The 25,386-nt window shown below is 68.3% G+C and carries 25 protein-coding genes; 14 read left to right on the plus strand and 11 right to left on the minus strand.

Features of this window, described 5'->3' with window-relative positions; genetic code table 11:
- Nucleotides 1-96: 96 nt before the first annotated feature.
- Entirely contained in the window at nt 97-2,496 is a 2,400-nt protein-coding gene (locus tag L2Y94_RS20795; protein ID WP_247371837.1) for a S9 family peptidase, read from the minus strand.
- A gap of 226 nt (nt 2,497-2,722) precedes the next feature.
- Here L2Y94_RS20795 and L2Y94_RS20800 point away from each other — a divergent pair, with 226 nt between their 5' ends.
- The 7 genes from L2Y94_RS20800 (at nt 2,723) to L2Y94_RS20830 (ending at nt 10,077) form a co-directional block, all read left to right on the plus strand.
- Complete coding sequence (locus tag L2Y94_RS20800) at nt 2,723-4,825, plus strand: prolyl oligopeptidase family serine peptidase (RefSeq protein ID WP_247371840.1); 2,103 nt, start codon at nt 2,723-2,725, stop codon at nt 4,823-4,825.
- A 111-nt stretch (nt 4,826-4,936) separates the two neighbouring features.
- Nucleotides 4,937-5,314, plus strand: a complete 378-nt coding sequence (locus tag L2Y94_RS20805; protein ID WP_247371843.1) for a BlaI/MecI/CopY family transcriptional regulator — start codon at nt 4,937-4,939, stop codon at nt 5,312-5,314.
- Nucleotides 5,311-6,849, plus strand: a complete 1,539-nt coding sequence (locus L2Y94_RS20810; RefSeq protein ID WP_247371845.1) for a M56 family metallopeptidase — start codon at nt 5,311-5,313, stop codon at nt 6,847-6,849. The genes L2Y94_RS20805 and L2Y94_RS20810 overlap by 4 nt, the downstream gene beginning before the upstream one ends.
- A gap of 21 nt (nt 6,850-6,870) precedes the next feature.
- Nucleotides 6,871-7,953, plus strand: a complete 1,083-nt coding sequence (locus L2Y94_RS20815; protein ID WP_247371847.1) for an alpha/beta hydrolase family protein — start codon at nt 6,871-6,873, stop codon at nt 7,951-7,953.
- A gap of 75 nt (nt 7,954-8,028) precedes the next feature.
- A complete protein-coding gene (locus tag L2Y94_RS20820; protein WP_247371850.1) occupies nt 8,029-8,454 on the plus strand; it encodes a DUF350 domain-containing protein in 426 nt (141 codons plus the stop codon).
- Nucleotides 8,455-8,464: 10 nt separating this feature from the next.
- Nucleotides 8,465-8,977 carry a hypothetical protein gene (locus L2Y94_RS20825; protein WP_247371852.1) on the plus strand — a complete coding sequence of 171 codons (513 nt, stop codon included), beginning with the start codon at nt 8,465-8,467 and terminating at the stop codon, nt 8,975-8,977.
- Nucleotides 8,977-10,077 carry a glutathionylspermidine synthase family protein gene (locus L2Y94_RS20830; RefSeq protein WP_247371854.1) on the plus strand — a complete coding sequence of 367 codons (1,101 nt, stop codon included), beginning with the start codon at nt 8,977-8,979 and terminating at the stop codon, nt 10,075-10,077. The genes L2Y94_RS20825 and L2Y94_RS20830 overlap by 1 nt, the downstream gene beginning before the upstream one ends.
- A 10-nt stretch (nt 10,078-10,087) precedes the next feature.
- Here L2Y94_RS20830 and L2Y94_RS20835 read toward each other — a convergent pair whose 3' ends face one another.
- The gene (locus L2Y94_RS20835) at nt 10,088-11,023 is read right to left on the minus strand and encodes an alpha/beta fold hydrolase (protein ID WP_247371856.1); all 936 of its coding nucleotides are present in this window, start codon (nt 11,021-11,023) and stop codon (nt 10,088-10,090) included.
- A gap of 143 nt (nt 11,024-11,166) precedes the next feature.
- Here L2Y94_RS20835 and L2Y94_RS20840 point away from each other — a divergent pair, with 143 nt between their 5' ends.
- From L2Y94_RS20840 to hemC, 4 genes are read left to right on the plus strand one after another with little or no spacing between them, the layout of a single operon-like run.
- Entirely contained in the window at nt 11,167-11,835 is a 669-nt protein-coding gene (locus L2Y94_RS20840; RefSeq protein ID WP_247371859.1) for an alpha/beta hydrolase, read from the plus strand.
- 45 nt (nt 11,836-11,880) lie between these two features.
- On the plus strand, nt 11,881-12,924 hold the full coding sequence (locus tag L2Y94_RS20845) for a sensor histidine kinase (protein ID WP_247371861.1): 1,044 nt from the start codon (nt 11,881-11,883) through the stop codon (nt 12,922-12,924).
- Nucleotides 12,902-13,615 (plus strand): LytR/AlgR family response regulator transcription factor, encoded by a 714-nt coding sequence (locus L2Y94_RS20850; RefSeq protein ID WP_247371863.1) that lies wholly within the window; start codon nt 12,902-12,904, stop codon nt 13,613-13,615. The genes L2Y94_RS20845 and L2Y94_RS20850 overlap by 23 nt, the downstream gene beginning before the upstream one ends.
- 60 nt (nt 13,616-13,675) lie before the next feature.
- A complete protein-coding gene (gene hemC / locus L2Y94_RS20855; RefSeq protein ID WP_247371866.1) occupies nt 13,676-14,596 on the plus strand; it encodes a hydroxymethylbilane synthase in 921 nt (306 codons plus the stop codon).
- 96 nt (nt 14,597-14,692) lie between these two features.
- Here the strand turns inward: hemC and L2Y94_RS20860 are convergent, their stop codons facing one another.
- On the minus strand, nt 14,693-15,559 hold the full coding sequence (locus L2Y94_RS20860; protein WP_247371868.1) for a DUF481 domain-containing protein: 867 nt from the start codon (nt 15,557-15,559) through the stop codon (nt 14,693-14,695).
- Nucleotides 15,560-15,647: 88 nt separating this feature from the next.
- Nucleotides 15,648-16,571 carry a hypothetical protein gene (locus L2Y94_RS20865; protein WP_247371871.1) on the minus strand — a complete coding sequence of 308 codons (924 nt, stop codon included), beginning with the start codon at nt 16,569-16,571 and terminating at the stop codon, nt 15,648-15,650.
- A 192-nt stretch (nt 16,572-16,763) separates the two neighbouring features.
- Here L2Y94_RS20865 and L2Y94_RS20870 point away from each other — a divergent pair, with 192 nt between their 5' ends.
- A complete protein-coding gene (locus L2Y94_RS20870) occupies nt 16,764-17,756 on the plus strand; it encodes a helix-turn-helix transcriptional regulator (protein WP_247371872.1) in 993 nt (330 codons plus the stop codon).
- Nucleotides 17,757-17,763: 7 nt separating this feature from the next.
- The gene (locus L2Y94_RS20875) at nt 17,764-18,708 is read left to right on the plus strand and encodes a patatin-like phospholipase family protein (protein WP_247371875.1); all 945 of its coding nucleotides are present in this window, start codon (nt 17,764-17,766) and stop codon (nt 18,706-18,708) included.
- A gap of 238 nt (nt 18,709-18,946) precedes the next feature.
- Here the strand turns inward: L2Y94_RS20875 and L2Y94_RS20880 are convergent, their stop codons facing one another.
- From L2Y94_RS20880 to L2Y94_RS20910, 7 genes are all read right to left on the minus strand, one after another.
- The gene (locus L2Y94_RS20880; protein ID WP_247371877.1) at nt 18,947-19,663 is read right to left on the minus strand and encodes a glycosyltransferase; all 717 of its coding nucleotides are present in this window, start codon (nt 19,661-19,663) and stop codon (nt 18,947-18,949) included.
- 79 nt (nt 19,664-19,742) lie between these two features.
- Nucleotides 19,743-20,480: a DUF3379 family protein gene (locus L2Y94_RS20885; protein WP_247371880.1), complete on the minus strand. Its 738-nt coding sequence runs from the start codon at nt 20,478-20,480 to the stop codon at nt 19,743-19,745.
- A complete protein-coding gene (locus L2Y94_RS20890; protein ID WP_247371884.1) occupies nt 20,477-21,013 on the minus strand; it encodes a sigma-70 family RNA polymerase sigma factor in 537 nt (178 codons plus the stop codon). The genes L2Y94_RS20885 and L2Y94_RS20890 overlap by 4 nt, the downstream gene beginning before the upstream one ends.
- Before the next feature lie 17 nt (nt 21,014-21,030).
- Nucleotides 21,031-21,906, minus strand: a complete 876-nt coding sequence (locus tag L2Y94_RS20895; RefSeq protein ID WP_247371887.1) for a ParB/RepB/Spo0J family partition protein — start codon at nt 21,904-21,906, stop codon at nt 21,031-21,033.
- 9 nt (nt 21,907-21,915) lie between these two features.
- The gene (locus tag L2Y94_RS20900) at nt 21,916-22,761 is read right to left on the minus strand and encodes a ParA family protein (RefSeq protein ID WP_247371890.1); all 846 of its coding nucleotides are present in this window, start codon (nt 22,759-22,761) and stop codon (nt 21,916-21,918) included.
- A 146-nt stretch (nt 22,762-22,907) separates the two neighbouring features.
- A complete protein-coding gene (rsmG, locus tag L2Y94_RS20905) occupies nt 22,908-23,537 on the minus strand; it encodes a 16S rRNA (guanine(527)-N(7))-methyltransferase RsmG (RefSeq protein WP_247371893.1) in 630 nt (209 codons plus the stop codon).
- Between the two features lie 68 nt (nt 23,538-23,605).
- Nucleotides 23,606-24,040 carry an SPFH domain-containing protein gene (locus tag L2Y94_RS20910; RefSeq protein WP_247371895.1) on the minus strand — a complete coding sequence of 145 codons (435 nt, stop codon included), beginning with the start codon at nt 24,038-24,040 and terminating at the stop codon, nt 23,606-23,608.
- A gap of 346 nt (nt 24,041-24,386) precedes the next feature.
- On the opposite strand from L2Y94_RS20910, the gene L2Y94_RS20915 reads away from it, so the two are divergent.
- Complete coding sequence (locus tag L2Y94_RS20915; protein WP_247371898.1) at nt 24,387-25,349, plus strand: DUF6624 domain-containing protein; 963 nt, start codon at nt 24,387-24,389, stop codon at nt 25,347-25,349.
- The last annotated feature ends 37 nt before the right edge of the window (nt 25,350-25,386 follow it).

Below are 25,386 nucleotides of genomic sequence, written 5' to 3' on the forward strand. Positions count from 1 at the left end.
TGCCTGCGCAGGGCGACGTGAGGTTCCATGGTGCGCAGCGATGAATCTTGCCCCTCGTCGCCCCTGCGCAGGCAGGGGCCCAGCGTCTTTCGTCACCTACCGCGCCGAACCTTCCAACCGCTCCCGGAACAGCTCATCGATCCGCCGGTACTCGTCGAACCACGAATCGGCATGCACGAACCCGTGCCGCTCCATCGGATACAGCGACATCCAGAAGTTCTTCTTATGGAGCTCGATGAAGCGCTGGTAGAGCCGGATCGAATCGCTCGCCAGCACGTTGTCGTCGATCAGACCATGCTCGATCAGCAAGGGGTCGGCCAGCTTGTCGGCATAGCGGATCGGCGAGCTGGTGGCGTAGGCCTCCGGATCGAGCTGCGGGTCATTGAGGATGTTCGAGGTGTACTCGTGGTTGTAGCTGGTCCAGTCGCTGACCGGTCGCAAGGCGGCGCCCGCCGCGAATTCGCCCGGCGCGCGCAAGAGGGCCATCAGCGTCATGAAACCGCCGTAGCTGCCGCCGTAGATGCCCACGCGCTTGCCGTCGACGCCCTGCTGCTTCACCAGCCAGGCCTTGCCGTCGAGCAGGTCTTCCAGCTCGGGATGGCCCATCTGCCGGTAGATCGCCGTGCGCCAGTCGCGGCCGTAGCCCTTCGACGCGCGGTAATCCATGTCGAGCACCACGTAACCGCGTTCCACGAGCAGGTTGTGGAACATCTGCTCGCGGAAATACGCCGGATAGGACAGGTGAACGTTCTGCAGGTAACCCGCGCCATGCACGAAGAGCACGGCCGGCCGGCCCGTCGCGTTGCCCTTGGCGTAGAGCTTCGCGTAGATCGTGCCCGCGCCGTGGGTGGAGGGAATCTCCACGATGCGCGGCGCCAGCCAGTCGTGGGCCTTGTAGGCGGGCTTGAGCGTGTCGGTAAGGTCACGCGCGCCGTTGCCGTCGGTGCTCGTCACCGCCAGTTGCGACGGCACGTAGGGCGAGGAATGCAGCACCGCCAGCATGCGGCCGTCGGGCGAGAGCGTGAAGTCGTCCATGCCTTCGTAGCGGGTGACGCGCGCGAGCTCGCCGCCCGTGGACGGCACCTTGTAGACGTCGTAGCTGTACGGCGCCACCTTGTTGCTGCGCACGTAGAACGTGGCGCCGTCGGGCGACAGCACGGGGTGGTCCACCTCGAAACGCCCGCTCGTGAGCGCGCGCGGCTTGCCGTCGAGGGGGCGCACGTAGAGCTGCGAGTAGCCGCTTTCCTCGCTCAGGTACCACAGCGTGCGACCGTCGCGCAGCCAGCCGAAGTCGTTGTCGTCCCAGTTGATCCAGGCGGTGTCGGTGAGGCGATGACGGCTCACCAGCGCATGGCGGTCGAAGTCCACCGTGGCGATCCAGCGGTCCTTGTTGTCGATCGCGCGCAACTGCACGGCGACCTGGCCGCCGTCGTCGCTCCAGACGATGCCGGGGCTGTATTCGCCGTTGACGATCAGCGGGCGCTTCTTCGGCGCGGCCAGCGCGTCGGCGCGCTCGGTCTTGCCGTCCTTGCGCAAGGCGGCCACGGTCTTCGCGCGGACGTCGGCCAGCGGGTCGCCGCCGATGCCGGGCAGCGACGCCGTGTCGAGGTCGAAGCTCAGGTGCCGGCGCAGGTCGAGCAGGCGCAGCGACTGTGGCGCCGGATCGTTGCGACCCACGTAGGAGCGGGTGGCCTCGGTTTCGGCATAACCGGAGTCGGTCACATAATGGGTGAGGTCGGCGATCTTGCCCGCGTCGGCGTCCTTGGCCTGGGTGACCACGAGCATCCAGTGGCCGTCGGGCGAGAGCGAGGTATCGGCCACGGAGAGGTTCTTGCCGAGGTAGAACGGCTCCGGTGCGCGACCCGGGTCGACCGCCGCGAGCGCATCGGCATCGGCATGCATCGCGTCCTCGTCGCCGCGAAGCTTGCGCAGCGTCGAGAACAGCGCCTGCTGGTCCTCCTTGAGGTCGTCGTCCTTGCGTACCTTCGGATCGTCCTCGGTCTTCAGCACGGCGGCCGGTGCGGCGGCGCCCGAGACGCTCCACACGAACCAGTCGTTGCCGCTGCGATAGGTCAGCAGGCGGCCGTCGAGCGAGAAGCGCGGATCGCGCTCGGTCGCGGTGCTGCGGGTAACCTGCACGGTGGTGCCGCCGGCGAGGTCGCGTACGAAGATGTCGCCGTGACGCACGAACGCCGCGTGGCGATGCGCTCGATCGAACACGGGTTGCGAGCCGTCGGCCGCCGCGACGGCGGCGGGATCGAGGCGCTCCGGCGCGCCACCGGTGGCCGCCACGCGGTAGAGATCGCGCACGGGGCTGCCGTCGCGCTTGAGCGAGTAGTAGACGTGGCTGCCGTCGACGCTCCAGTAAGGCGTTTCCACCGCGGGGCCGATCCAGTCGGGGTCGGCCATGATCGTTTCCATGTCCAGCGGCGGGGAAGCGGCGAGCGCCGGTGCGGCGGACAGGGCGGTGAGAAGGGCGGCGGCGAGTACGCGCATCAGGACATTCCGCAAGTTACAAAACGGCGAGGATAACTGGATTCGCCGATACGATCGGCTCCCACCCCTTCGGTAGGAAGGTGGCTACCGAAGGGGTGGGAGCCGATCGTATCGGCGAAAACACCATGCCTCATGCATTCACTCCCGTAGCCGTTACTGCCGGCAGGGGTGCCGAAGGTCACCCCTTTGCTAGGCTCGGGCTCTCCTTCCTCCCCGGGGACATCCCATGCGCACCCTCTACCCTCGCCTGCTCGCCGCGAGCCTGCTCGTGGCCTGCGGCGCCCACGCCGCCACGAACACCCCGCCGCCGACACCCAAGCGCATGGTGTCCGAAACCCTCGCCGGCGTGCCGGTGAACGATCCCTACCGCTGGCTGGAAAACCCCGACGCGACCGACGTGAAGCAGTGGATCGACGCGCAGAACACCTATACGGAAGCCACCATCGGCAAGGCGCCGCTGGGCAAGGAGCTCAGCGCGCGCATCCGCGAACTGGCGATCACCTCGACCACGCGCTCGTCGCCCACGCTGGCCGGCGGCACGCTGTTCTATTTCGAGAACACGCCCCCGCAGCCGCAGCCCGTGCTGGTGGCGAAGGCCTGGCCCGATGGACCGGTGCGTACCCTGGTCGACCTCAACAAGGGCGACGGCAACACCGCCATCACCGAATACTGGCCCTCGCCAAGCGGCCGCTACCTCGCCTACGGTACCGCCGAGGGCGGCAGCGAGCTGACCACCATCCACGTGCTCGACACGACCACCGGCAAGGCCTTGCCCGATGAACTGCCCTGGGCGGGTGGCGGCACCACGCCGCAGGCGCTGGCCTGGGATGCCGACGAGAAGGGCGTCACCTATGCCCGCTTCGACGCGCCCACCAAGGACAAGCCCCTGCGCGAGTTCGACGCCTACCTCGCCCACCATGTGCTCGGCCAGCCGCCGTCGAAAGACACCGTCGTCTTCGGCAAGGGCTACTCCGACGTGGCCGAATACGTTCTCCACGACGGCAACGGCGGCAAGAGCACGGCGCTGCTCGCCAACGAGGGCGACGGCGGCCCGGCCGAGGTGTTCCTGCGCAACGGCAACGGCGCGTTCCGCAAGCTGCTCGGCCACGACGCCGACGTGCGTTCGGCGAGCTGGGTGGGCAACCGCCTGTTCGTGGTGACCTTCGCCGGCGCGCCGCGTGGCAAGGTGGTGGCCTTCGATACCGACGGCAAGCGCAGCGATGTGCTGCCCGAAGGCGAGGGCGCCATCCAGCGCGTCACCGCGTTGGGCGACGGCTTCCTCGTGGTGCGCAGCGCCGGTCCCGACTGGTGGGCCGACCAGTACGACGGCAAGTCCGCCTTCGTGCGCCGCGTGCCCTTGCCGGCCACCGGCATCGTCATCGGCGGCGTGGCCGCCGAGAAGGGCCAGGCCAAGGCGCTCATCACCTACGCCGGCTGGACCGTGCCGCCGCACTGGGCCGAATACGACGGCAACACCGGTGCGCTGAAGACGGTGTTCGAAGTGAAGCCGGCCGCCGATTACTCGAAGGTGCGCGTGACCCGCGTCGAAGGCACCTCCAAGGACGGCACCAAGATTCCCGTCACCGTGATCGCGATGGACGGCACCACGCCCAACGGCAAGCGCCCCACCATCCTCTATGGCTACGGCGGCTTCGATATCCCGACGACTCCGAATTTCATCGGGCCGAACCTCGCCTGGATCGAACGCGGCGGCGTGCTCGCGTACGCGAACATCCGCGGCGGCAACGAGTACGGCGAGGCCTGGCACGAGCAGGGACAGAAGACGCGCAAGCAGAACGTGTTCGACGACTTCTACGCCGCATCGCAAGCACTCATCGACACGAAGTGGACCGACACCAGGCACCTGGGCATCCTCGGCGGCAGCAACGGCGGCCTGCTTATGGGCGCCTCGCTCGTGCAGCATCCGGAACAGTACCGCGCGGTGGTGGCGATGGTCGGCATCTATGACGTGCCGCGCCACGAGACCGCCTTCGCCAATGGCCCCTACAACCGCAGCGAATACGGCTCGGTGAAGGATCCCGCCATCGCCCGGGCGATGCTCGCCTACTCGCCGTTGCACAACGTCAAGCCGAACACCAGGTACCCGGCCGTGCTGTTCACCACCGGCGCCAACGACCCGCGCGTGGCCCCATGGCAGTCGCGCAAGTTCGCCGCCGCCGTGCAGGACGCCAGCACCTCGGGCTACCCCGTGCTGCTGCTCACCCGCATGAACGCCGGCCACGGCATCGGCGCGCCTTTCAGCCAGCGCGTCGGCAACGCGGCGCTGTCGATGACGTTCTTCGCCACGGAACTGGGCCTGGGCGAGTAACGCGTCCGGGCTCGAAGCGCCGGGCACGCGCCATCAACTAGCTCTATAGTTGACAAGCGTGTCCGGCGCGCGTATCTCTATCGCGGCCGCAATGCACGGGATGGGACGCGCATGAAAATTCTCCTCACGGATCGGGAAGCGGACGTCATGCACGTGCTGTGGACCCACGGTCCCTCGCTCGTGGCCGAGGTTCGCGAACACCTGGCGGACGACCTCGCCTACAACACGGTGCTCACGGTGTTGCGCACCCTCGAAGCCAAGGGCTACGTGGGACATGAGGAAGCGGGGCGCGGGCACCGGTACTTCGCCAGCGTCAAGCAGCAGGCGGCACGCAAGAACGCCGTGCAGCACCTGACCGACAAGCTGTTCAAGGGTTCCGCGGAGCTGCTCTTCACGCATATGGTGACGGAGCAGAAACTGAGCGACGAGCAGATACGACGCCTGCAGCAGTTGCTGGCCGAGCGCACCGGCAAGGACGCTTCGCGGTGATCGCATGGATGCTCTATGCCTTGCTGGTGTCGACGGCATTGAGCATCGCGGCGCTCGTGGCGGAGCATGCGGGCAGGGTCCGCGGAGGTGTCACGCGGTGGGCATGGGTGGCGGCGCTCTTCGGTTCGCTGGTCCTGCCCACGGCACTCGCCTTCGGCTCCCTGACGATTCCCGACATCATCGGGGCGACCCGTTCGCCGACGCCGATCGTCCTGCGCGACGTGACATCGATTCCGACACCGGTAGTGTTGCTGGATGTCGATGGCGCCTTGCCGCTGGCCCGGACCGTCGACGTCGACACGCTCGCGCAAGCGACCTGGGCGGCGATGTCGGGGTTCATGGTGTCGCTGATGGCGGCGGCAAGCCTATGGCTGCGACGACGCAAGCGTGGATGGCGTGAAGCACGCCTTTGCGGTGAGCGCGTCCTCGTCGCGAGCGACGCCGGGCCCGCGGTCGTCGGCGTCGTACGCTCGCGTATCGTCGTTCCCGCCTGGTTGCTCCAGGTCGGCAAGGACCGACAGCGATGCGCGATCGCGCATGAACGTTCGCATCTGTCGGCTCGCGATCCGCAAGTCGTCGCGCTGGCACTGGCCGTCGTCGCATGCATGCCGTGGAATCCGTGGTTGTGGTGGCAGTTCCATCGACTACGTCGCGCCATCGAGATCGACTGCGACGCCCGCGTCCTGCGGGACGGACACGACCCGGTGGTGTACTGCGAAACACTGCTCCACGTCGGCAGGCAGCGCTCGCGCGCCACGCCGATCCTCCCCGCGATGTCGGCCTCCGCGTCCTTCCTCGAACGACGCATCCGCCAGATACTGCGCAGGCCGGGCCGGTGGGCCCGCGTGTCGGCCGCCACGCTGGGATGCGTGGCATCGGCCATGGCCGTCGTCGCGGCACAGGTGACGCCGCCCGGCAACGCGCTGGATCGCTACACGGGCTTCTACGAGATCAGCCCGATCTCACTCGTTACCGTCGAGCGCGAAGGCAACGGCCTCACGATCGGCATCACGGGACAGGTGTCCGTACCCCATCCTTTCCATGTCGTGCCCACCGGCGACGCACGGTTCGCGGTCGAGGGAAAAGAGGGGACCACGGTGCGTTTCGTCGACGATGCGCAAGGCCGGCCCGTTCGATTCGTGGCGACGCAGGACGGACGCGACGTGATCGACCGGCCGCGTGTCGACACAGCGCGGGCCACCCGGATCCGGGCCGCGCTCGCGGCACGCATCGAGGCGCAGAAACCGTTTCCTGGCAGCGAAAAGGCTTTGCAGCTGCTTCTCAGCGACACGCGCTCCAGCGCGGGAATGAGCGCCGAGCTGGCCCGCGTTCGATCCGAGAACCGGGCCTTCCGCGAACGGTTCCTCGCCGATCTCGGCCCCGTGCAGTCGTATGCGTTCACCGGCGTCACGAAGTTCGGCTCCGACAGCTATCGCGTGATACGCCAGCACGACACGGAGACCGTCCTCCTGGTCCTCGACGAGGACGGGACACTGGCGAGCGCCCTGCAATACACCGGAACCCGGAACTGGTAAGCCCCAAGGAGCCGTGAAGCCATGAAACGTAACGCATCGCGCTACGCCCTTCTGTCCTGTCTCGCGTGGGCGTCGTGCGCCACGGTGACCGCGGGAGCCGCCGACGTGCCGCCGGGTATCCACGCCGGCACCCTGCAAGGTGCGTCCTACCGCATCGACATCCCCGCGAACTGGAACGGCGACCTGGTCATGCTGATGCACGGCTATCAACCGGTGGGCGCGCCGGTAACGAAGCCAATGGAAGCGGCCGACGCCACGCCCGTGTTCCTGAAGAAGGGTTACGCGGTCGCGCAGAGCCAGTACGCCTCCCAGGGCTGGGCCGTTGGGGATGCCATCGCCGACAACGAGCGCCTGCGCCAGTACTTCACCCATACCTACGCACGCCCTTCGCATACCTACCTCTATGGCTTCTCGCTCGGAGGCCTGGCGGCGGCGGCCAGCATCGAACGCTATCCGCACGCCTACACCGGTGCGATGATCACGTGCGGCCTGACGGTATCGACACCCGAATTTCTGGCACGTGGCGTCGTCGAACCGCTCGTCGCGTTCGACGCGTTGTTCCCCGGCGTTCTGCCCGACCTGGCGGCGCCCGACTCACCGCCATCGATCGCGCCGGACGCCATCGCCCAGGCCCTGCAGACGCGCCCGGACGAAGCGGCCCTGCTCGAAAAGCGCCTGCAGGAAACACCGCAGACGCTGCCGCCGCTCCTGGGCCTCTACTACATGGCGTTGCGCGAGCTGGAACAGCGTGCCGGCGGCATGCCCGTGGACAATCGCAAACAGGTTTACGAAGGCTTCGGCGACGACGACGACGTCAACCGCCGCGTCCATCGCTACACCGGTTCGCCGGCCGCCGTGGCGTATGCCCGACGAAACGTCACGCTCACCGGCCACGTGGCCACGCCCGTGGTGATGCAATGGAACGTTTTCGACGAGACGGTACCGGCGCGGTTCCATGACGTGTATCCGCGGCAAATCCGCGCCGCGGGCAAGGGCCGGTGGTTGACCGTCCTGCCGCCCACGGGCAACGGCCATTGCAACTTCACCGAAGCGGACACGGCTACCGCCTTTGATGTCCTCGTGGGCAAGGCCGGGGGCCGCTAGCGCCTTCGACACGCCGCACGCTCCCGCGCACGGTCGTCGAAATCGAATATTCTTGCGGCGCGGCCAAGGTGGGCCGTGTCCTACAAGGAAGCGTTCGTGATCGTGCCGGACCTGTTCACCCTGCCCGCCTTCGTGGCCTACCTCGGCCTGGGCATCCTGTATTTCGTCGCCTTCGTGGTGACCTACATCTGGATCACGCCGCAGCGGGAGATGGCGCTGATCCGCGAGGGCAACCTCGCCGCCGCCATCAGCCTGGGTGGCGCGATGATCGGCTTCGTGCAGCCGCTGGCGAGCGCCATCGCGCACAGCGTGAACCTCGTCGACCTCGCCCTGTGGGGCGCCGTGGCCTGGGCCGTGCAGTTGCTGACCCACCTCGTGCTTCGCCTCGTCGTGCGTGACCTGCGCGGCCGTATCGAGGCCGACGTGCGCTCGGTCGCCCTGTTCGTGGCCTTGGTCGCGGCCTGCGTCGGCACCCTCAACGCCGCCGCCATGACCTACTGAGGGCGTCGTCGTGGCCAACGCGAAGAAGCCCGGGAAAGAAAAGAAGAACCGAGGGCAACTCGGCCCAAGGGCCGACGCCAAGTTCAACCTGCCCGCCGGGTACAAACACCCGTCGTTCTCGCCTCCGCCGGAGCCGCTGTTCGGCAAGGGCAAGCGCATGCGTTCCGCGGCCGTCGCCGTGGGCATCATCGGCCTGTTCGGCTACGCGGTCTGGCCGCGCACCGACGTGCAGCGCAACAGCTACGCCAGCAAGGAAGACTGCGAGCACGACTACGCCACCGGCCAGTGCTCGTACGATGAAGGCAAGCAGGGCAACTCGAGTTACTCGACCGGGTATCACTATTACGGCCCCTGGTATCGCAGCGACTGGCGGACGAACCCGGTGCAAGGCGACCCCGGACCCGGCCGTACGTTCGCCAGCGGTTCGTCGAGCGGCGCCAGCAGCCGCGGGCCGACCGGCTTCGATTTCGGCTCACGCGGCGGCTTCGGCTCGACCGGACGCGTCTCGGCACGGGGCGGCTGATGCGCAGGGAGACGATACGGCCACGCGACGACTGGCAGCGTGAGGTCGAAGCCGTCGGGTTCGGTTTCCATACGGTCGACGGCCAGCCGTACTGGCGCGAAGACGCCTGCTACGTGTTCGACGAAGACGCCATCGACGAGGCGGAAGTCGCCACGCGCGAACTGCACGCGCTCTGCCTCGATGCCGTGGACCGCATCGTCCGCGACGGCCGTTACGACCAGCTCGGCATCGGTGAACGCGGCGCCGCGCTGGCCGAACGCAGTTGGTGGAATCGCGACCCGTCACTCTACGGACGCATGGACCTTTCCTGGGACGGCCAATCGCCGCCGAAACTGCTCGAATACAACGCCGACACGCCCACCTCGCTTTTCGAAGCCTCGGTGGTGCAGTGGTACTGGCTGGAAGCGCGCTACCCGGACGCGGATCAGTTCAACTCCATCCACGAGAAGCTGATCGAGCGTTGGCGCACGGTCGGCGGCGGCCAGCGCGTGCATTTCGCCGCGTGCTACGACAACCCCGAAGACGGCACCACCACCGATTACCTGCTCGACACCTGCATGCAGGCCGGCCACGAGGTGCAGGCGCTCGACATCGAGGAGATCGGCTGGTCGGGTCGCGACTTCATCGACCTGGCCGACCGGCCGATCGACCGCCTGTTCAAGCTCTATCCCTGGGAATGGCTGCTGGACGAAGCCTTCGGCGAACACATCCCGACCGCGAACATCCGCTGGATCGAACCGCCCTGGAAGATGCTGCTGTCGAACAAGGCGATCCTGCCGCTGCTATGGGAGTTCTTCCCCGGCCACCCGAACCTGCTGCCCGCCAGCCTGCGCCGCGAGGACATCCCCGGTACCGCCGTCGCCAAACCGTACTGGGGCAGGGAAGGCGAGGGCATCGCCATCCTCGACCCGCACCAGGGTGCGGTGCTGGCGCCGCAACGCGTGTATCAGGCTCTCGCCCCCTTACCGGTGTTCGACGGCCGACACGCGCTCGTCGGCTCGTGGATCGTCGGCGACGAGCCCGCCGGCATCGGCATCCGCGAGGACGGCGATCGCATCACGCGGAACACGAGTTGCTTCGTGCCGCACCTTTTTCGTTGAGGCCTTCGCCTCAGCGAACGTGTTTGTCGAGAAACGGCAGCACGTAGCCGGCGATCGCGTCGGCCTGCTCTTCCCACGGAAAGTGACCGGCATCGAGCAGGTGCACCTCGGCGTCGGGCACGTCGCGCCGATAGGCTTCGCCGCCCGCACCGATGAATGACGGATCATTCTTGCCCCATACCACCAGCGTCGGCGGACGATGGCTGCGCAGCCAGGCCTGCCAGGCGGGGTAGGCGGCCACGTTGGTGCGGTAGTCGTAGAGCAGCGACGCCTGGATCTCGCGTTGGCCGGGGCGGGCGAGGTGGGCGATTTCGTCGCCCCATGCGTCGGGATCGTATTTTTCCGGGTGCGACGTGCCCGCGGTATGGCGTTGTTCGGTCGCCGTGGGCGAGATGAAGGTTTCGAAGACCTCGGGGTGGGCGGCGGGATCTTTCCAGTATTCGCCGATCAGCGTCCATTTCTTGCCTAGCCCTTCGGGGTACGCGTTGGCGTTGGACACCACCAGCGCGGTAACGCGTTCGGGATGCTTCAGCATGAGGCGGAACCCGACCGGGCCGCCGTAGTCGTGGAGGTAGAGCGCGTACTTGCGCAAGCCCAGTGCGCCGAGGAAACCGTCGGTCGTCTCGGCCAGGTGATCGAACGTGTAGGCGTAGGCGGCCGGCGCGGGCGCATCGCTCTGGCCGAAGCCCGGAAAGTCGGGCGCGATCAGGTGGTAACGCGTGGCCAGCAGCGGAAAGAGCGTGGCGAACTCGCGCGACGACGACGGAAAGCCGTGCAGGAGCACCAGCGTGGGCGCGTCCTTCGGGCCGGCCTCGCGGTAGAAGATGCGCACGCCGTCCACCGATACGTAGTGGTAGGTGGTGCTGGCATGCGTGGCTACGAGGGGTGCCGCCTGCGCGGCGGTGGCGAGCAGCATGCCGCCCGCGAGGATGCCCAGGGTCTTCATGTCGTCGTCTCGTCCGGAAAAGGGGATACACCCTGGTTCGCTCGGGCATCCCGCGGGGTTACATCATGACGGTCCCTCCCGGGCTGCGTCGTGCGCCGGTGCTTCCGCTAGGATGCATGGCTGTCGAACTACGGACGAACCCCATGCCCCTGCCCACCGTCGAACACGAAACCCACGCCTCGCCCACCTGGTCGGTGATCTGGCTGCACGGCCTGGGCGCCGACGGCAACGACTTCGTGCCGATCGTGCCCGAGTTGGTCGATCCCTCGTGGCCGGGCGTGCGCTTCGTCTTTCCGCACGCGCCGGTGCGGCCGGTGACGGTGAACAACGGCGTGCCGATGCGCGCTTGGTACGACATCAAGGGCCTGGCCATCGCCGACAAGCAGGATGCCGAAGGCATCCGCGCCTCCATCGCCGAGGTGGAATCGCTCATCGCGCGCGAAAACGAGCGCGGGATACCCAGCTCGCATATCGTGCTGGCCGGCTTCTCGCAGGGCGGCGCCATGACGCTCTCCGCGGGCCTGCGCCACCGCGAAGCGCTGGGCGGGTTGCTCGTGCTTTCCGCCTACCTGCCACTGCACGACACCATCGAGGCCGAACGCAGCGGCGCCAACCACGCCACGCCGGTGTTCTGGGGCCACGGCACGGCCGACCCGGTGGTGCCGATGGCGCTGGGCCAGCAGTCGCGCGAGTTCCTGGAGGCGCTCGGCCATCGCATCGACTGGCATACCTACCCGATGGGCCACCAGGTCAGCCTCCCCGAGATCGCCGACATCCGTGCCTGGCTGACGGAACGCTTCACCGACGCGTGACCCCGCGCGCGGCGTCGGGGACGGGCATCCGGCATACTCCGCCGCATGCCCGCCGAGCCGCGCCCTTCCACGCCCCTGCCCGACTTCTGCAGCCTGCCCGTGCTGTTCGCGCTGCTCGTGGTCGGGGCGCTCACCGTCACCCTCATGCGGCTCGCGCCCGGCGCCACGGGCGGCTGGCGCGAATACTGCGCGGCCGTGCTGTTCACGAGCTGGCTGTCGATCCTGCTCACCGTGGCGCTGTGCAAGCTGCGCACGCCGATGCAGCGGCTGCCCGGCCATTGGCCTTATGCCGCCGTCTGGCTGCTGCTGGTGGCGCTGACCGCGGCGGCGGCCGCCGTGCTGGAGTGGATCGACCGCGGCCTCGCACTCGGCATCGGCCCGTCGGCACCGACCCGCTTCACCGTCCAGGCCGGGCTGGCGGCCGGCCTCCTCGGCGCCTGCCTGCTGCGCTACTTCTACGTGGTGGCGCAATGGCAGGCCCGCGTCGCGGCGGAGGCGCAGGCGCAGGTGGCCGCGCTGCAGGCGCGCATCCGTCCGCATTTCCTCTTCAACAGCATGAACACCGTGGCCGCGCTGATCGGCATCGACCCACGCGCCGCGGAACGCACCGTGGAAAACCTCGCCGAGCTGTTCCGCGCCGCGCTCGGCGACGATCGTGACGGCACGGGCACGCTCGGCGACGAGTGGCGCCTCGTCGACCGCTATCTCGACATCGAAGCGTTGCGCCTCGGCGAGCGCCTGCGCGTGGAGCGCCGCCTGGAGGCCTCCGAAGCGTTGCCGATGCCGCACCTGCTCTTGCAACCGCTGGTGGAAAACGCGATCCGCCACGGCATCCAGCCCCGTGTCGACGGCGGCCTGCTGCGCATCGTCGCGCGCGCCGTGCCCGGCGGAACGGAACTGTGCGTGGACAACCCCCTGCCGCCGTCTCCCGCGCCAGCCGGGACGGGGCATGGCCTGCGCAACGTGCGCGAGCGCGTGCGTTATCTCTACGGCGACCGCGCCCGCGTGCATGTCGAAACCATCGGCGATCGCTTCGCCGTCACCCTGTTTCTGCCGGAGGCGGCGCATGCGCGTGCTGATCGCCGATGACGAACCGCTCGCGCGCACGCGGCTGGCCGCGTTGCTCGCCCACCACCGCGACGTCGAGGTCGTCGGCAGCGTCGCCGACGGCGAGGCGACGATCGCCGCGTGTTCGACGTTGCACCCCGACATCGTGCTGCTCGACATCGACATGCCCGGCCTGCGCGGCACCGAGGCGGCGAAACGGCTCGCCGCCTTACCCGCGCGACCGCAGGTGGTGTTCTGCACGGCTTACGAAACGCACGCCCTGCAGGCCTTCGACCTGGGCGCCACCGATTACCTGCTCAAACCGGTGCGCGCCGAACGCCTCGAGGAAGCCCTGCGCCGTGTCGCGGCCCGGCTCACGGCCACGTCCGCGCCGGTACCGCCGCCCGACGCATGGTTGCGTGCGCGCAGCGGCAACGGCGAATGGCGCATCGCGCTCGCCGACGTGATCTACCTGCTGGCCGACGAAAAATACGTCGCCGTGCACCACGTGGGCGGCACGCACCTGATCGACGATTCGCTGCGCCAGCTCGAAGCGGCGCACGGCGAACGACTGGTACGCCTGCACCGCAATTGCCTGGTGCCGCGGCATCGCCTGCTCGGCCTGAAGACCCTCCCCGACGGCCGCGTGCTTTCCCGGCTCGACGGCAGCGACGAAACCCCGGAAGTGAGCCGACGCAACCTGCCGGCCGTGCGCCAGCTGCTGCGCGGCTGAGCGAAGGGCCATCGATTGGGCGACAATAGCGCGCAACGCTCCATCCCTTCCAGGACCCTCATGACCGCACCGCTTCGCATCGCAACGCGCAAGAGCGCGCTGGCCCTTTGGCAGGCCGAACACGTGGCCGGCCTGCTGCGGACGGCCCATCCGGGGCTCGCCGTGGAGCTGGTGCCGCTGTCCACGCGGGGCGACGAGATCCTCGACCGCTCGCTGGCCACCGTCGGCGGCAAGGGCCTGTTCCTCAAGGAACTGGAAATCGCGATGCAGGACGGTCGCGCCGACATCGCCGTGCATTCGCTCAAGGACGTGCCGGCCGAACTGGAGCCGGGCTTCACGCTGGCCGCGATCCTCGAACGCGCCGACGCCGCCGATGCCTTCATCAGCAACGGTTACGAAAAGCTCTCCGACCTCCCGCACGGCGCGAAGGTCGGCACCTCGTCGCTGCGCCGGCAGGCCCAGGTACACGCCCTGCGTCCCGACCTGCAACTGCTCGACCTGCGCGGCAACGTGAACACGCGCCTGGCCAAGCTCGACGAAGGCCAGTACGACGCCATCATCCTCGCGTGCGCGGGCGTGGAGCGCCTTGGCCTGGGCCATCGCATCCGCACGCGCCTGGCCAGTCCCGACTGGCTGCCCGCCCCGGGGCAGGGTGCCATCGCGGTGGAGGCCCGCGCCGACGACGCTCGCACGATCGAGCTGCTGAAGGCGGTCGACGACGCGCACACGAGGCTCGCCATCGATGCCGAGCGCGCACTCAACGAGAAACTGGGCGGCAGCTGCGCGGTCGCGATCGGCGCGCTTTGCGTGCTGGGCGAGCGCGGGCTCACGCTGCACGGGCTGGTGGGGGATGCGGCCAGCGGCGAGCTGGTTCGTGCGCAGGCCAGCATCGAAGGCGACCGACCCGTGGAGCTGGGGCATGAGGTGGCGGCCTTGTTGCTGTCGCAGGGCGCCGACGAGTTGCTCAAGCCCCAACGCTGACGCAACCCCCATCGCGGACAGGGTCCGCTCCCACCCTTCGGTAGGCAACCTCGCTACCGAAGGGTGGGAGCCGCGATGTCCGGCGAAGAGGGCGACTCAGAAGTTGTAGACGAGGTTCGTCGTCATCAGCTTGTCGGTGCTCACCGTGCCCGGCTGCGTATCGCTGTTGTAGCGGATCTGGTAACCCACCTTCAGCGCCATCTTCTTGGTCATGCTCACCGACACGCCGATGTCGTTCTGGTAGTACTGGTTCTTCGAGCCCGCTTCGACCAGCAGCGTGTCTTCCAGCGCGGTGTTGTCGGTCAGGCGGTACTTGCCGTTCACCAGGCCACGACCCACCACCTCGCTTTCCGCGTCCGGCGTGTAGCGCTCGCTGACGGGGTTGCCGTCCGCACCCAGCACCGGGGTGCCGTCGGCGTTGAGTACCGCACGATCGGACTTCGCCGGCTGATAGCGCTTGAAACCGGGGCCGATTTCGAACGAGAGCTCGGCGCGTTCGTTCTTCAGGGCGATGTAGCCGTAGCCCACCGAGACGATGCCCTGCCAGGTGTTCGCGCCGAAGTCGTCGTGCTCGTAACGCGCGGCGGTCACCACGTAGCTGCGCGGATCGAACTTGTAGCCCACCGAGGCGCCGGTGTCGTAGCGGTTGGCGGTGGTGCTGAACTTGTCGACGGTATTGCCGTCGGGGTCGGTCACCGCGACCTCGCCCTTCGAACGCAGGCCGTTGAGGAAGAAGTTGTTCTTCCAGACCTCGTTTTCCTGGCTCAGGCCGAGCTTGGCGTTGGCGTTCTCCGAACGGGAGTTGCCGCGCGAGGAGGCGAAACCGAATTCGCCCGAGCCGGTCCAGCCGCCGTTCTGCGAAGGGTTGGCATCCTGCGCCGGGGTGGTGGTGGCGGCGTCCTGGGCCTGCGCGGCGAGAGGCAGCGCGGCAAGGACGAGCGTGGCGATAAGCAGTTTTTTCATCGTCTACCCGAAGTGTGTTTGAAACAGGTTGTCATACGGCCGTCCAGACGGCCATGGGTGGCGCACCCCCGCGCCGAAATACCTTTGCCTAGCCCGTGGCCAACTGCGCGTAGGCCACGCCGTAGAGCCGATGCTCCAGACATTGACCGATAGCGCAGCTTAACGTCGCCACACCGGCCGTCAGCAGCTGTGTCGCGGGCTCGCCGTGGGTCACCAGCAGCACGCAGGGCAGGCCCACGGACAGCACCGCCACGCCGAAGCGACTGCCCAGCAACGACAGGCCCCAGCGTCCGCCCACGGTCCGCGCCTCCGCGCCGTTGTCGGCGGCGAACCGGCGCAGCGCCCGCCAGCGCATGCCTTCGACCACGCCCGCGGCCAGCGCGACCGCGAGCAATCCCAGCCGCCAGGGATTCCCGGGGCCGGTGGGCATCTGCCCTTCGATGCACAGCCAGAACCACAGGCCTCCGGCGAAGAGGCCGGATATGGTGCGGCCGAAGGGCTGCAGGTTGGCCAGCGCCGCCAGGTCGGCCGGCAGGGGTCGTGCCGCCGCGCGGGCCGTATAGACCAGGGTCGCCAGGCTGCACAGCATGAGGGCCGCGCCGGCCAGGCGCGTGGCCCAGAAGTCGTTGCCGCCCCGCGCCAGCCCGGCCAGCGCCAGCATGGGCAGGTAATTGGCCATGGCGACCAGGCCTTCCCGCGTCGGCATCATCCGCTTCACCGGGTTCCAGCCGTGCCAGTCCGGGGCGAATCGCAATCTCAGGCAGGTCGCGACCAGGCCCGTGCTCGCGAGCACCAGGCCGATGGCCAGCGGCACCAGCACCTCGCCGCGGCCATCGGGGTACAAGCCCAGGGCCAGCGAGGTGCCCAGCACCATCCATAAGCCGTAGCCGCCCGCCGTGGCGGTCTGGACGATCGCCATCGGAACGGAAAACAGGCTATGGGCGCGAGTCGCGTCGCCGTGGGGTTCATGCCGGTCCAGGGCGACGGACGACGCTTCGTTCGGTTCCGTCATGCTCGAGGGGCCTTGCGGCGAATCGCAAAGCAGCATTTTTGCGCCTATCGCCCCCGGGCGCAAACCCGGCCCCCCGCCCTTGCGGACGGCCCCGGCCGACGCCATGCTTGGTGCGCGTAGATACGGGCGTCACGACCCATTCGGTCACACTAGTTCGCGCATCCTTTTTCGCTCCACCTGCCGGCGACATCCATGGACCGCTACGAGCGCATTCTCACCCTGCACCGCCTGCTGAAATCGGCCCATTACCCGGTGCCGCTTTCCCGCCTCATGGACGAGCTGGAATGCTCGCGCGCCACCCTTTACCGCGATGTCGCCTTCCTGCGCGACGCGCTGGGCGCCCCGGTACAGAGCGTGGCCGGCGAACAGGCCTCGTTCCGCTACGAGGCCGGCGAGGGCGACAGCTTCGAGCTGCCGGGCCTGTGGCTGACCAGCGACGAGCTGGCGGCCCTGATGGCCCTGAACGAACTCATCGGGCGCTCCGACCCGGGCGTGCTGGCCGGTGCGCTCGCCCCGTTCAAGGCACGCATCGAGCGCCTGCTCTCCGACCACGGCAGCGGCAAGTCGCTGCCGGTGGACCGCATCCGGGTGATCTCTTGGGGTGCGCGCAAGATGGACCAGCAGGTGTTCCGCGTGGTGGCCGGTGCCGTGCTCGAACGCAAGCAGCTCACCTTCCGCTACCGGGCACGCACCACCAACGCCGACAGCAAGCGCACGGTGTCGCCGCAGCGCCTCACCCACTACCGCGACAACTGGTACCTCGACGTGTGGGATCACGACCGCGAGGCGCTACGCAGCTTCGCCGTGGACCGCATCGCCGAACCCCACGCGCAGGACGCCCGCGCCCGCGACGTGGAGGAAGCCGAGCTCAACGACCTGCTCGCCTCCAGCTACGGCATCTTCGCCGGCAAGCCGAAGGCCTGGGCCGTCATCCGTTTCTCCTCGCACGCCGCGCGCTGGGTGGCCGACGAGCACTGGCATTCGCAGCAGAAGGGCGAGTGGATGCCCGACGGCCGCTACGAGCTGAAGGTGCCGTACTCCAACCCGCGCGAGTTGCTGATGGACGTGCTCAAGTACGGACCCGACGCGGAGGTCGTCTCGCCGCTGCCGTTGCGCGAGGAAATGAAGATCCTGCTCCAGCTCGCCCTCTCCGGGTACCAGAACGGGTCCGGTAACCCGCGTTGAACGTTCCATGAGCGATTTCGACATCGCCGATCCCGGCGCCGTACCCGCGATCCAGGCCATTCCGCGCAAACCTCGCGTCGCGCTCGCGCTCGGCGCCGGCGCCGCGAAGGGGCTGGCCCACATCGGCGCGATCGAGGTGCTCGAAGAACGCGGCTTCGAGATCGTCGCCATCGCCGGCACCTCGATGGGCGCCCTCATCGGTGGCATCTACGCGATGGGCAAGCTCGAGGTGTACCGCGACTGGGTGTCGACGCTCGCCCGCTTCGACGTGTTGCGGCTGGTCGACTGGAGCTTTTCCGGCGGCGGCTTCATCAAGGGCGACCGCATCATGGCCGCGCTGCGCGAGCTGATCGGCGAGGTGAACATCGAGGAACTGGCGATCCCCTACACGGCGGTCGCCACCGACCTGGATCGCGAGCGCGAGGTGTGGCTCACGCGCGGCCCGCTGTTCGATGCGATCCGCGCGTCCATCGCCATCCCGACGCTGTTCCGCCCCTACGCGCACGAAGGCCGCCGCCTCGTCGACGGCGCGCTGCTCAATCCGCTGCCGGTGCTGCCGCTGATGCGCGAGGACGCCGACTACGTGGTGGCGGTGAGCGTCGATGGCGCGGCGGAATTGCAGAAGACGCCGGAAAAGGACGTGACCGCGGTCGCCGACGCGGGCTACGTCTCGAAACTGGGGCGAATGATCGGCAAGGTGCTGCCGCGCGGCGAGCCGAAGCTACGCGATCCGGGGGCCTTCGAACTGATGACCCAGGCCATGGACCTCATGCAGGCCAACCTCTCGCGCCTGCGCCTGGCCGCCTACCGGCCCGACCTGCTGATCGAGCTGCCGCGCAACGTGTCGGCGGTGTACGAGTTCTATCGGGCGCGCGAGCTGATCGAGCTGGGGCGGAGGAAGACGGAGGAGGCGCTCAGCGGATGGGAACCGCGGGGCTTGCCTGTGCGCTGAGGCACGCTGGATTCGCCGATACGATCGGCTCCCACCCCTCCGGTAGCCGGGTATCGAAGCCCTGCTGCCGATGATCCGTACGTCGGGAGACGGGGCACGAACCTGCCACCGGAGGGGTCGGAGCCCCTTCGGTAGTCGGCTATCGAAGTCCTGCTGCCGATGATCCGTACGTCGGGAGACGAAGCACGAACCTGGCTACCGAAGGGGTGGGAGCCGATCGTATCGGCGAATCGGCGTGTCAGATTTCCTCAGTGCGCGTGACCTTGGCCCGGCGCATCAGCCACGCCACGCCGCGCAGGTCGGCCAGCCCCACCCACAGGCGATCGAGCATGCCGTACTTCGACGTGCCCGCCGTGCGTGGACGGTGGCCCACCGGCACGCTCTGGCTGGCGAAGCCCGCGCGCTTGACCAGGGCCGGCAGGTAGCGGTGCATGTGGTCGAAATAGGGCAGGCGCAGGAAGGTGTCGCGCTCGAACAGCTTCAGGCCGCAACCGGTATCCGGCGTGTCGTCGCGCAGCATGCGCGAGCGCACCGCGTTGGCGACCTTCGAGGAGATGCGCTTGTTGAAGCTGTCCCGACGGGTGACGCGCCAGCCGGCGAAGAGTTTCATATCGGGCGCCGCGCCGTCGCGCGCGGCGAGCAGCTTGGGGATGTCGGCCGGGTCGTTCTGGCCATCGCCGTCGAGCGTGGCCACCCATGGCGCGCGCGCCGCGCGCACGCCGTTCCACACGGCCGTGCTCTGCCCGCTGCGGGTCACGTGGCGGATGATGCGCAGCTCCGGATACTGCGCGCGCGCCGCCGTGAGCACCGCCACGCTGTCGTCGGTGCTGTCGTCGTCGACGTAGATGATCTCGAAGTCGATCCGGCCGCGCAGGGCCGATGCGATCTCGGCGAGGAGGGGCGGGATGTTGTCGCGCTCGTTGAAGACGGGCACGACCACGGCGAGGTCGGTCATCGCGGTTCCGGGCTAGGGGATTCGGGGCGGCATTATCGCCCAACCGGCGCCGGATGGGGCCGCGGACGCGGCCGGTCGTTCAGATCCGGCCCACGGCCTGCGGCACGGGCCCCTCGATGGCCGAGCGCCACGCGCGTGCCACGGCATCCATGGCGTGGCGGCTGGCGCCTTCCTGCGCCATCACCACCAGCGTGCCGCCATGCAGGGCCAGGGCGCGACCGTCCCAGCCCTCGCGATGGAAACTCGTATCGGCGTCGCTCATCTTGCCCGGCATGTACAGCGCCACCACGGGCTCGTCGTTCATGCGGGTGACCACGTGCACGGCCGGGTACGGACCCACCATGCAGTCGTGCACGTAGGTGACGCCCTGCGGCGCCGGCCCCTTGAGCGGAACGGCGCGCCCGGCGAATCCGGCTTCCACGTCCGTATCGGCGATGGGAGCGGTCATCGCCAGGGAGTCCGCCTCGTAGGGCATGTGCGCCACGGCGAGGGCGGGCAACGACGTGGCATCGGCGTGGCGCCAGAGCATGCCGCCACCCATGACCGCGATCAGCAACGAGGCGGCCATCGCCATCCAGGCCCGGCGGCGACCGACCTGGACGCGGCGCTCCGCCGTCGCCTGGGCGAGCAGGATACGGTCGGCGAGCCCCTCCGGGACGGGCACGGCGAGCGCCGCCTCGAGGTCGTCGTCGAAACGCTGTGCGCGCTGCCAGAAGGCGGCGCAGCCTTCGGTGCAGGTATCGCGGTGGGCGAGCAATTCGGGGGCGCGCGAACGCGGCTCGGCGCCGATGCGGCGGCGGAAGTCGAGGCAGTTCATCGACGGACTCCCTCCGTGGTCGATTTCCCGCCGCCCAGCAGCTGCTTCAGGCGTTGGCGGGCACGAAAGAGCTGGGTCATCACGGCACCCGGCTGCTGGTCGGTGGCGGCGGCGATCTCGTCGCAGCTCATGCCCCCCAGCACCTGCATGGCGAGCGGCTCGCGGTATTTGTCGGGCAGCTTCAGCATGGCGTCTCGCACCTGTGCGGCGTCGCCACTGCGTTCGGGGCTGGCGAAGGCGGCATCCTCGGGCACGCTGTCGTCCAGCTCCACGGTGTCGAAGCGCTTGCGCTCGTAGAGCCGCGCATGCTCGCGGCGAAGGATCGTGATGAGCCAGGGCTTGGCCGACTCGGCGTCGCGAAGGGCATCGAGGTTTTTCCAGGCGCGCAGGAAGGTCTCCTGGACCAGGTCCTGGGCGACGGTCTCCGAGCGCGACAGCCAGAAGGCGAACCGGTAGAGGTCGGCCGACAGGGCGCGCACCATGGCTTCGTACTGGCGCTGTTTCGGGTTCACGTTCCCTTTGACCGGCGCCATCGGTATTTCCTTACATCTCAGCGGATCTTGCTGAGGATGCCGTCCAGCTCGTCGTTGCTGTGGTAATGGATCACCAGCTTGCCCTTGCCGCCGCGGCCATGGGCCACTTCCACGCGGGTGGCGAAGCGCTCGGCCAGCTCACGCTCGAGGTTGGCGATGTTGGGATCGGCCGGCATCGCCGACTTGGCCTTGCCCTTGGGCGCCAGCTGCGCCTTGCGGGCCGCCTCTTCCAGCTCGCGCACGGTCCAGCCGTGGCGGGCGGCCTCGAGCGCCAGCGGCTCGGCCACGCTGGCCGGCAGCGTCAGCAGGGCGCGGGCGTGGCCCATCTCCAGCTTGCTCTCGTCGAGCAACTGCTTGATCGACGCGGGCAATTCCATCAGGCGCAGCAGGTTGGACACCGCCGCGCGAGAACGGCCGACGGCATCGGCGGCCTGCTGGTGGGTAAGATCGAATTCGTCGATCAGGCGCTGCAGGGCCTGGGCCTCTTCCAGCGGGGTGAGTTCCTGGCGCTGGATGTTCTCGATGAGGGCCATGGCGAGCACGGACTGCTCGGGCACGTCCTTCACCAGCGCGGGGATCTCGCTCATCGAAGCGCGCTGCGCCGCGCGCCAGCGGCGCTCGCCGGCGATGAGTTCGTAGCTGTTCTTGCCGATGGCGCGCACGACCACCGGCTGGATCAGGCCCTGGGCCTTGATCGAGGCGGCGAGTTCGTCGAGGGCCTCGTCGTTCCAGTGGCGGCGCGGCTGGTACTTGCCGGCCTGGATCTGGTGGATCGGCAGCGTACGCAACTCGCCTTCCTGCTCGATCACCGAGGGAGCGGCTTCCGGGCCGGAGCCGCCACCGAGGAGGGCATCGAGGCCACGGCCCAGACCACGTTTCTTCGCTGCTGCCATGGGGTCTCCTTAAGGCGTCGTCGGGGTCGCGCCGCCGGCGTCGTTCGCCGCATCGACGTCCACGGGGGTGTCGTCCGCGGTGCCCTGGGTGCGGGCCCGGTCGCGGCGGATGATCTCCCCGGCCAGGCCGATGTAGGCGATGGCGCCGCGCGAGCCGCGGTCGTAGAGATGGATGGGCTGCCCGTGGCTGGGCGCCTCGGCGAGGCGGACGTTGCGCGGGATGATCGAGCGCAGCACCTGGTCGCCGAAATGCTGGGTGAGCTGGGCGGACACCTCGTTGCCGAGGTTGTTGCGCACGTCGTACATGGTGCGCAGCAGGCCCTCGACCTCGAGCTTCGGGTTGAGCCGCTGGCGCACGGCCTGGATGGTGTCGAGCAGGCTCGACAGGCCTTCCAGCGCGAAATACTCGCACTGCACGGGAATCAGCACGCCGTCGGCCGCGGTCAGCGCGTTGAGCGTGAGCAGGTGCAGCGAGGGCGGGCAGTCGATGAGGATGGTGTCGTAGCGGTCGGCCACCTTGGCCAGTTGATCCTTCAGGCGCTGCTCGCGGGCCATGCCGTCCATCAGCTTAAGCTCGGCGGCGGTGAGGTCGCCGTTGCCCGGCATCAGGTCGAACCCGGCCTCGGTGCGCACCAGCACGTCGGCGATCTCCGCCTCGTCGAGCAACACCTCGCAGCCGTTGGGCTTGGCCTCGTGCTTGTCCACGCCCGACGCCATCGTGGCGTTGCCCTGCGGGTCGAAGTCGACGAGCAGCACCTTGCGCTTCGCGGCGGCCAGCGCCGCGGCGAGGTTGACGGAGGTGGTGGTCTTGCCGACGCCGCCTTTCTGGTTGGCGACTGCGATGATGCGTGCCATGGAGGGTGGATAGCTACCGTGCGCGGAAAGGGCGGTAGCGTAGCATCCCGCTTCCCGGTGGGCGATCCGCCCGGATGACGGTTGCCGTCGCCGACTACCGAAGGGTGAGAGCGGACCCTGTCCGCGATTCCTGCGAGCGAGACCGATCAAACGCGCCGAATCACCACCAGATGACGCTCACCCTCCACCCCCGGCACCGCCAGGGCATGGATGGCCTCCACGCGAAACCCTTCGGGCACGCCGGCCAGTTCGTCGTCGGGGTGCTTGCCCTTCATCGCCAGCCAGACGCCGCCGGGCGCCAGCAGGTGACCGCCCCAGCCGAGCATATCGGCCAGCGAGGCGAAGGCGCGGGCGGTGATGCATTCGAACGTGCCCTCGACGTCTTCCACGCGGCTCTGCAACGCCTTGGCATTGCCGAGTTTCAGCGAGCGGATGGCCTCGCGCAGGAAGCGGACCTTCTTACCGTTGGAATCCACCATCAGCACCTCGCGCGCGGGTTCGGCGATGGCCAGCGGGATGCCGGGAAGTCCCGGACCGGTTCCGAGGTCGGCCAGCGAACGGCCGTGCACGTAAGGAAGAATGGTCAGCGAATCGAGCAGGTGGCGCGCGATCATCTCGCGGTCGTCGCGGATGGCCGTGAGGTTGTAGGCCGAGTTCCAGCGCTCGAGCAGTTCGCGGTAATCGAGCAGGCGTTCGACCGCGTCGTCGGGAAGGGTAACGCGCAGGTCGGCGATGCCGCGTTCGAGCTGGTCACGTAAGGCTTCGCGCGCGGTCATGCGGCACCTGGATCTGGCGAGGGTCGCAAAGTATGGAAGCGCCGACGCGTCGGCGCCAGCACGTCGGCTCAGGCGGCGTCGAGTTCGACGCGGGTGACGAGCATGCCGCGGGCGCGGAGCGAGCCGTTGACGGCGTGCTTGAGCTGGGTGCCGGCGGCGCGGCGGTCGGCCGGGTGGGCCGTGGCGGTGTCGCGCAAGGCGGCCACGACGTTGCGGCGGATCATCTCGGGAGCCTCGTCGATCACCTCGTCGACCACTTCGGGTTCGAGCACCTGCCAGTAGACGGTGCCGCCTTCGAAGCGGAGCACCTGGCCGCCGAGGTCGATCTTGTGGGTGACCCGGTCGATCAGCGGCAGCACCAGGTGGGTACCCGCCGTCAGCAACCTGGGCGAACGACCGGGACGGCGCACGCTGTAGACCTGACCCTCGGGCACCTTGCGTAGCGAGGCGACCGCCAAGGCGGACGCTGCGACGAGGGTGGCAATGAGGATGCTGGTCAACATGGCTGCTAATTCAACGAGTTATCGGATTCTTCTGTTGCGACGCACAAGAAGTGCGTTCACGTCGATGATCGAACAGGGGTGTTAATTCTAATTTAACGAGGTGGTTTAACGCCAGTTTTACCGAACCCCCATGTTCAGTTAGCGGACGGCTTGGTCAAAACTTGAGCAGTGAGCATCGATTGACCACCCTGCGTGGTCTCATTGGTGGCAAGATCACCCGGCTATCCAACAAAGGGTTTCACGGATGAACGTGTCGATCTGGCGAACCGGAATGCTGCTTGCTTTGATGCAAGCAAGCCTGACGCTCGCTGCACCTTCCGATGCGGCGCGTTCCCGGTTGTTCGCATTGGACGCCACAGGCGGAGGCGACCTCGACGCATCCCAACGGAAAGTGCTGTTCGACACCCTTGCCTCGTCCCATCTGCTCGAACGGCCCACGCTTGACCCTGGCCTCATCGAGGCCATCGGCCGCCTCCTTTTCCGCGCGAAGGGCGACCCGGATCGCCAATCCATCTATCTGGACGACTTTCCTGGCCTGTGGCCCCGCGCCGGCATCGACGTGGATCCGCTGGGGCTCGCGAACCTGGAAGACCGGGTCGCACATAGTCAGGGACGACCGCAGATCTACGGCACCCTGCCAGCACGCAAGGGTGATTACGAAGGTACCGAAGCCACCCGTATCTACGCCGCCAGCCGCGACATGCTCGGCGTGGCGGCCGATGCGCCCACGGCCCCCGACGACACGCCTCTGCCCCTCGCCATGCGCCACCCCGTGCGGCCTTCGCTGCCCGACGTGCGCGCCGAACTGCTGCGGCTGGGCCGCATGGACCAGAGCGTGCGCCAGGACACGTCGAACATGGCCTCGGAGCAGGTCAAGGCGATGAATGCCGAAGCGGCTCGGATCGACGAGTACACCCTGCCTCGCATACGCACCATCTTCGATCGCTACGGTCTACCGTCGTCCGCCCAGGTCGGACGGGCCGCCATCCACAGCGCATTCCTCCTGATCCAGCACGCCGTCAGCGATCCGGGCCTCATGCGTGCCGCGGTGGCTCCCGCGGACGCCATGCGACGCCTGCACGAGCTCCCGGCGGTGGACTACGCCCTGCTGGTCGATCGCGTCGATTGCGTGATCGACCGTCGTCCGCAGCGGTTTGGCACCCAGGGATCCCGCGATCCTAAAAGCTACTGGTACTGCACCATCGACGACCCGCAACACGTGAACGATCGGCGCGCCGCGTTGCACCTCTTCGCGTTGAAGGACGACGAGATTTACGGCACGCCCGCCGAACGGGCGACCGGGAAGTAAGCCCCCTCTCCGGAGATACGGCCCTCGATTCGCCTGT

The sequence above is a fragment of the Luteibacter aegosomatis genome (assembly GCF_023078455.1).
GTDB lineage: Bacteria > Pseudomonadota > Gammaproteobacteria > Xanthomonadales > Rhodanobacteraceae > Luteibacter > Luteibacter aegosomatis.